At 53.0% G+C, this 2179-nt stretch carries 2 protein-coding genes and 1 pseudogene; all 3 read left to right on the top strand.

Features of this window, described 5'->3' with window-relative positions:
- Positions 1–278: pseudogene (locus MV985_RS06270) on the top strand (radical SAM/SPASM domain-containing protein); the annotation flags it as partial.
- A gap of 10 nt (positions 279–288) precedes the next feature.
- Positions 289–1353: an ABC transporter substrate-binding protein gene (locus MV985_RS06265; protein WP_297464442.1), complete on the top strand. Its 1065-nt coding sequence runs from the start codon at positions 289–291 to the stop codon at positions 1351–1353.
- A gap of 21 nt (positions 1354–1374) precedes the next feature.
- A partial coding sequence (locus MV985_RS06260) for a hypothetical protein (RefSeq protein ID WP_297464440.1) occupies positions 1375–2179 on the top strand: 805 nt, incomplete at its 3' end.

Here is a 2179-nt window from a genome sequence, read left to right as displayed (position 1 = left end):
ACAGTGTTGGCAACGTGAGGGAGAAAAGCCTCGTCGAGATTTACAGGGAAAGCGAACTCATGAGAAAGCTCCGCTCGGCCGACTTCAAAGGACGCTGTGGTGCCTGTGAGTTCAGGGAAGTCTGCGGAGGGAGCAGGGCGAGGGCTTATTCATACCACCTTGACCCTTTAGCTGAGGACCCGGCCTGCCCATACGAGCCGGGTTCATACCTCAGCCTTGCCGAGAAATTCGGGTTGAACCTCCCGATTGGCACCTTTGGAGAGCAGAAGCCGGTTTGAGGTGGTGGAGATGAAGTGGAAAGCCTTCTTACTGGTTGGAATTCTCCTCCTTTCAGTCATTAGTGCGGGCTGTATCGGAAGCACTGGCAACTCAACGACTCCAACACCCTCTCAAAAGGAGATAACCGTGAAGGACTTCGCTGGAAGGAGCGTAACCGTGAAGGTTCCGGTTCAGCAGGCGGTAATCCTGTCAACCTCTGCCCTCGAGATGGTCCAGCTCCTCAACGCAAGCAACCAAGTCGTTGGAATTCCGGTAGAGGCCAAGGGAGACGCTTTCCTCAGTCAGGCCCTTAAAAACAAAACCGTCGTCGGCAAGAGGCTCAAGGTGGACGACTGGGAGAAGGTTTTGGCGTTAAAGCCCGACCTCATCGTGAACCTCTACCTCAAGAAGTTCTACGACGTTGACGAGTTTCTCAACAGGTCAGCAAGCTACGGGATTCCCGTAATAATGCTCCGCGAGGACAGGCTTGAGGACATTCCGAAGGCCGTTTCCCTGCTCGGAAAGCTCTTCGGGAAGGAAAAAGAGGCCAAAGCCTTCGAGGACTACTTCAACGAGCAGGTGGACGAGGTTAAGGCGATAGCCTCAAAGATACCGGCCGAGGACAGGAAGAAAGTTGTAATGATACAGCCGATAATGGGGAAGCTCTACTTAGTTAACGGCAACGACGTTTTAGCTCAGGCGGTAAGGCTTGTCAGTGGGGACTACATGGTGAACATAACTTTCAACGGCTACACACCGGTTAGAGTTCCGATGGACAGGGAGAAGATAATCGCCAGCTACAAAAACACGGACGTGATAATCCTTCTAACCAGCTCAGTAACGCCGCACGAGAAGGTTGAGGAGCTTAAAAAGGAAATGCTGAGCGATGATGCGTGGAGGCAGATAAAGGCCGTCCGCGAGGGCAACGTCGTAATACTGAGGGCCGACATGGGGAAGGATTCCTTCCTCCGCTGGAGCCCGAGGATGGCCGTTGGAATCTGGGTCATCGGAAAGGCAGTCTATCCCAACTACTACCCCAACTGGGAGGGCAAAGCGAAGGAGTTCGTCCAGACGTTCTATCCCTTCCTCTCCTGATTTCCATTTTGAGGTGGAAAAATGATAGCGGTCTTCCCTGCGAGCCTCGCGGAAATCGTCAAGCTGGTTGGAAAAGGGGGCGAAATAGCGGGGATAAACGAGGAAGTCAAACTCGATTACTGCCTGCCGGAGCTGAAGGACAGGCCAGTTATTGGCAAATACCTCAAGAGGACGAAGAAGACGTACTGGGACGTTCTTGAGGGAATAAAGCCGAAACTAATTCTCGACTTCAGGGTTGAGAACCTCCACTCCTCGGGCGAGCTGTACTCCTTTGCCGAACGGATTGGCGCGGATGTTCTTCTCCTCGACTTCTTAACGGTCGAAAACCTCATTGAAGGGAGCAGGCTGATAGCCGAAAAAACCGGCGGAGACTTCTCAAAGCTCGGCGGGTTCTACGAAAAGCACCTCGCGAGGATCGGAGAGGTAACCCAATCGCTTGAAGAAAAGCCGAGGGTGGTTATGCTCTACCGCGGGATAAACGTTGTAACTGGCACAAACGTAATAAGCGACGCGGTCGAGAAGGCAGGTGCAGAAAGCCTCGGGAAGAGACTGAGAACGGAAAGGAAGGTCTATCCCCTCAAAAAGGAGGACTTCATCAGGCGTTTCAGCGATGCTGACCATATACTCCTTTTGACGAGCGTTCTGACAAACAGGGAGAGGCTCGAAGGTATAAGGGACGAGATGCTTGACTCGGCGGAGTGGAGGAGGGTTAAAGCCGTTGATGAAGGCAACGTCCACATATCTGGCTCGGCATTGGATAGGGAAAGCTTTATGCGGTGGAGTCCGCGTTTAATCCCCGGAATCTATCAGATTGGAAGGCTCGTCC

Origin of the sequence: Thermococcus sp., assembly GCF_027012695.1 — an archaeon.
Classification (GTDB): domain Archaea; phylum Methanobacteriota_B; class Thermococci; order Thermococcales; family Thermococcaceae; genus Thermococcus.
The sequence above is the reverse complement of the archived record's forward strand: the minus strand, read 5'-3'. Positions and strand labels throughout refer to the sequence as shown.

Bases quoted from the DNA above. Each gene is read 5' to 3' on its own strand.
- MV985_RS06265 (WP_297464442.1), top strand. From the start codon at position 289: ATGAAGTGGAAAGCCTTCTTACTGGTTGGAATTCTCCTCCTTTCAGTC.